This is a genomic window from Actinoalloteichus spitiensis RMV-1378 (genome assembly GCF_000239155.1).
GTDB classification, from domain to species: Bacteria; Actinomycetota; Actinomycetes; order Mycobacteriales; family Pseudonocardiaceae; genus Actinoalloteichus_B; species Actinoalloteichus_B spitiensis.
In genome coordinates this window covers 1-4,493 of sequence record NZ_AGVX02000625.1, presented here as the reverse complement: position 1 = coordinate 4,493, position 4,493 = coordinate 1, and the positions used below count along the sequence as shown (strand labels likewise).

The 4,493-nt window shown below is 72.2% G+C and carries 3 protein-coding genes; 2 read left to right on the top strand and 1 reads right to left on the bottom strand.

Annotated features, from left to right (window positions below; genetic code table 11):
* The coding region (locus ACTIDRAF_RS0222935; RefSeq protein ID WP_016701046.1) for a cupin domain-containing protein at window positions 1-734 on the bottom strand (734 nt) is incomplete at its 3' end.
* 1,014 nt (window positions 735-1,748) lie between these two features.
* On the opposite strand from ACTIDRAF_RS0222935, the gene ACTIDRAF_RS0222930 reads away from it, so the two are divergent.
* Both ACTIDRAF_RS0222930 and ACTIDRAF_RS30645 read left to right on the top strand, forming a co-directional pair.
* Entirely contained in the window at window positions 1,749-2,549 is an 801-nt protein-coding gene (locus ACTIDRAF_RS0222930; RefSeq protein WP_026066408.1) for an ABC transporter ATP-binding protein, read from the top strand.
* Window positions 2,534-4,432, top strand: a complete 1,899-nt coding sequence (locus ACTIDRAF_RS30645) for a hypothetical protein (protein WP_157163224.1) — start codon at window positions 2,534-2,536, stop codon at window positions 4,430-4,432. The genes ACTIDRAF_RS0222930 and ACTIDRAF_RS30645 overlap by 16 nt, the downstream gene beginning before the upstream one ends.
* The last annotated feature ends 61 nt before the right edge of the window (window positions 4,433-4,493 follow it).

Genomic DNA, 4,493 nt, shown 5'->3' with positions numbered 1-4,493 from the left:
CGGCGGGCGAAGGCCGCCCGGGAGAGGCCGCAGGCGCGGGCCAGGGTCGCCACCGTCCACGGCGTGGCCGGGTCCTCGTGGAGCAGTCGCAACGCCTGTCCGACCACGGGGTCGGCGGCGGCCCGGTACCAGAGCGGGGACTGGTCGGTGTGGGAGTCGAACCAGGTGCGGAGCGTCGAGACGAGCAGCAGGTCCAGCAGCCGGTCGAGCACCACCTGCTGTCCGGGGAGGGTCGCGGCCACCTCCGCCGTCACGAGGTCGAGCACCGGGCAGTGCCGGTCCACCTCGCGGGTCACGAGAACGGGAGGCAGCGCGCGCAGCAGGCGGTCACTGATCCCGGCCCGCCCGTCGTAGACGCCGGTGAGCAGCTGGGTGCCCCCGTCCGGGTCCACCGAACAGGTCCGGGTCCCGGCGGGTTCCCCGGGGTGGAACGGGGTGCCGTCCGCCCACCGGCACTCGACGTCGCCGACCACCACCAGTCGCGGCGGGGTGGCCGGGGTGTCGGACACGGCGTAGGAGGTGGGGCCGGTGAGCACGGCGACGTCACCCGGCTCCAGCGGTACCGCGCTCCCCCCGGCCGGTGTGGTGATCCACCCCTGCCCGCCCAGCAGGGTCACCAGGGACAGCGGTGCCGCGGTGTCGAAGCGCACCCCCCACGGCGGGTTGAGCACCGCCCGGGCCAGCAGGGCGCCGTGGGCCCGCACCGAGGACAGCAGTTCCGCGAGGATGTCCACCCGCACCACGGTAGACGATCAGACATCGGATCGGGCACCGTGACCAATTACCGTCCGGCTGGCGGGGCGTTGGCTGGGGGTATGAGCCACGATTCGACCCTCGTCACCGGTGCCACCGGCACGACCGGCCACCGGGTGGCGCCTCTGCTGGCGGAGACGGCGTGCCCGGGCGGCGGGCCGCGTGTTCCGGTCCAATGCGCTTCGACTGGTGGGCCAGCACACCGGGACGCCGGAGCCGACCAGGATCTCCGCCGCTACCTCGTCCCGTGGGACGGCACCACGCTGACGCGCGCGTGCGTGCATGGAGCCAACGGGTCGCCGAACCCGCTGGTCGTCGCGTCGTCCTGCTGTCCGGCAGGGGCGTGGACGTCCTGGCGTAGCTCACGCGTGGGAGCGCGATGCCGACACTGACGTCCACCGGGAGCGGATGGCCCGGGGGCAGCGGTCTGGAGTGGACGTTCCTCCGACCTCAGCTGGTTCGCACGGGACTTCAGCGAGGGGTTCCTCCGGAAGGGCCGTGCTCGCCGGGGACGGCGCGGCGACCTCCGTCGACGACCGAGGACATCGCCTCGGTCGCCGTGACGGCACTCGAGGACCGTCACCCGGGTCGGACCTCCGCGCCGCCGGGCCCACCGCGTTCACCGTGGGCGAGCCGTCGACCCTGTCACGACGGAGACCGTCCGCGCGTGCGGTACGTGCCGCTGCGCGTCGGTCGTCGGTGACGACCCGCCTCGGGCCGGGGCGCGGGCAGGGTTCGGGCGCCGTCCAGCGCCCGGTGGGTCCGGAGGAGGACCCGCCGTACCCGTCCACCCCGGGAAAGCCACCTGCCCGCAAGTGACGCAGGGCCGTGTCCGCGTGCCGACCCGGCCCTGCTTCTCCTGGCCAGCAGGGATGTTCGACGAGCGACGGAGAGGAACGCGGGTCCGCTACGATGAGCGCGATCCCATCCCGCGCCAGCACGATCCGGCATCGGAGTTCATCAATCGACCGCCACAACCCCATTGGTGACCACCCATGTTCCAGGAACGCAGCGAGAATTCCTCACCAGTGGGCGATGAGCGGTTACCCGCGTTGGAGGTCCGGGGCCTGCGGAAGGCGTTCGGTGATGTCGCCGCTGTCTCACGGGTGGACCTGACGGTTCCGAGTGGATCGTTCTTCGGACTGGTCGGGCCGAACGGGGCGGGCAAGACCACCTCCCTGTCCATGGCGGTGGGTCTCCTGCGTCCCGACGGCGGGACGGCACGGGTGTTCGGTGTCGACGTCTGGGGCGACCCCGTGCGCGCCAAGGCGATGCTCGGTGTGTTGCCGGACGGCCTGGCCATGCCCGAGCGGCTGACCGGCCGGGAGATGCTCACCTACCTGGGACTGCTGCACGGCCTCGATGCCGGCGCGGTCGCCGAGCGCGCCGACGAGCTGCTGGCGGTGCTGGAGCTGGACGGCGCCGAGCGGACGCTGGTCGGCAACTACTCCGCCGGTATGCGCAAGAAGATCGGCCTGGCCACCGCGCTGCTGCACGGTCCCCGCCTGCTGGTCCTGGACGAGCCGTTCGAGGCGGTGGACCCGGTGTCCTCGATGACGATCAAGTCGATCCTCGAGCAGTTCGTCCGCCGGGGCGGCTCCGTCGTGGTCTCCAGCCACTCCATGCTGCTGGTGGAGGCGCTCTGCGACCAGGTCGCGGTGATCGCCTCCGGTAGGACGGTCGCGGAGGGCACCCTCGACGAGGTGCGTGACGGCGACAGCCTGGCGGACACCTTCGTTCGCCTCGTCGGCGCGTCGACCCCGGGTGACAAAGGGCTCTCGTGGTTGGCGTTCTGATCCGGATGAAGCTCGCGATGCTCCGGAACTCGATGACCGGAGGACACGCCGCGGAGATGGTGCTGGGGGGCGTGCTCGGCCTGCTCACCGCAGTGGGCACGATCCTGGTGGCGCTGAACGACGCGGCCATCTCGGCCGACGTGCTCGCCGTCGTGTTCGCCGGGTGGACGCTGGGTTGGGTTCTCGGCCCCCTGTTCGCCGGCGGCGAGAAGAACGACCTGCGCCCCGAACACCTCACCCGCGTACCGATGTCGTCCCGGACGATGGCCAACGGCCTGTTCGGCATGTCGTTGTTCGGCATCGGGCCCGCGGTCACGCTGCTCGCGTTCCTCGCCCTCGTCGTGTTCGCCGTCCGGCTCGGGATCGGGCCGACGCTGGTCGCGCTGGTGGCCGTGCCCGCGACGCTCGCGACGCTGGTGCTCCTCTCCCGGATCACGGTCGCACTGGTCGGCGAGACGATGCGCTCCCGGGTCGGCGCCGCGTTGGTCGCCGTGCCGTGGGCGGTGATCGTGGCGTGCGCCTCGAACATCGGCATCCTGCTGGTCGTGCTCGGCCAGTCCGAGATGCTGCGTGGCGACTGGCCGGCCTGGTTGCCGATCACCCTGCGGGTGCTGCCCTCCGGGTGGGGTGTCGCGGCCGTCGAAGCGGCGAGCCGGTCCGACTGGCTGGTGGCTGGTGGTGCGCTCGTCGCGCTCGTCGCGCTCGTCCTCGGCCTGCTGGCGTCGTGGTCGAGGCTGTTGCACCGCCGGGTCACCGGTGCGCTGGGCGCGCCGGCCGTCCGCCCGAAGGTGTCCTCCCGGGTCCTGGTCGGACGGTTGCCCTCGACCAGGCTCGGCGCCGTGCTGGGCAAGGAGCTGCGGACGTGGCCCCGGGACATGCTGCGGACGTACTTCTGGTTCTTCGCCCTGTGGTTCGCCGTCGCGTACTCCGCGCTGCCGCTGCTCGCGGGCGTCACGGCCTACCTGCCCTGGACCGGTGTCGCACTGGTGATCATCGCTGCGGCGTGCTCGGCCAACCTCTACAGCGCCGACGGCAGCGCGCTGTGGCTGACGCTGATGAACCCGGGTGTCGAGCGGGTGGACGTGCGGGGTCGCCAGCTGGCGTGGTTGCTGGTCACCGCGCCGGTGGCCGTGGCGCTCACCGTGATCGGGATGCTGGTCGACGGGCAGGACTGGTTGTGGCCGTGGGCGCTCGGTGTCCTTGCCAGCTCGATCGGGACCGGTGCCGGACTGCTGGCTCTGCTGTCGGTCATGGTTCCTATCCGGATGCCCGACGCCCACCGCCGCAGCGCGAACCCCGCCACCGACAGCGGCAACCTCACCGGGCTGGTCTGGATGATGATCGGTGCCTCGGTCGCGGCCGCCCTGCCCGTCGTCGGCGTCCTGGTCCTGGGCACGGTGCGCGACGACCCGCTGCTGCGGTGGTCCGGTGTCCCCCTGGGCCTGCTCGTCGGCGGGTTGGCCCTGTGGCTGTTCGGGCGGCTGGCCTACCGCAGGATCGAGACGAACGGGCCCGAACTGCTGGAGAAGCTGCGTGGCGGGAACCCGAACCTCCGGGCGAAGCCGGGGGCGCCGGCGGTCGTCCTGGTCGAGCCGCCAGGCGCGAACGGGATGCGCGTCAGGATCGGCCTGTGCCTCGGCGCCGGGTGGATCCCGATGGTCTCCGGCGTCATCTCGTTGGTCCTGGTCTTCGGGGGCGGCGCGTCGCGGACGCTGTGGACGTTCGCCACGCGCCTTCCGGAGCCGCTGCCCGTTCCGGTCGCCCTCCTGCTGATCGGGTTGAGCGTGCTCATCTACGCGACCGGTGTTCGCACCCTGCTGGCACTGCGCAGGCTGCGGCGGGAACCGGTAGTGGCGACACCGGCCGCGGCCGTGGCCGCCTGATCACGAACCTGGTCCCACTCCCGCCTCTCCCCGGTGTTCTCCCGGTCCTCGACGTGGTCGA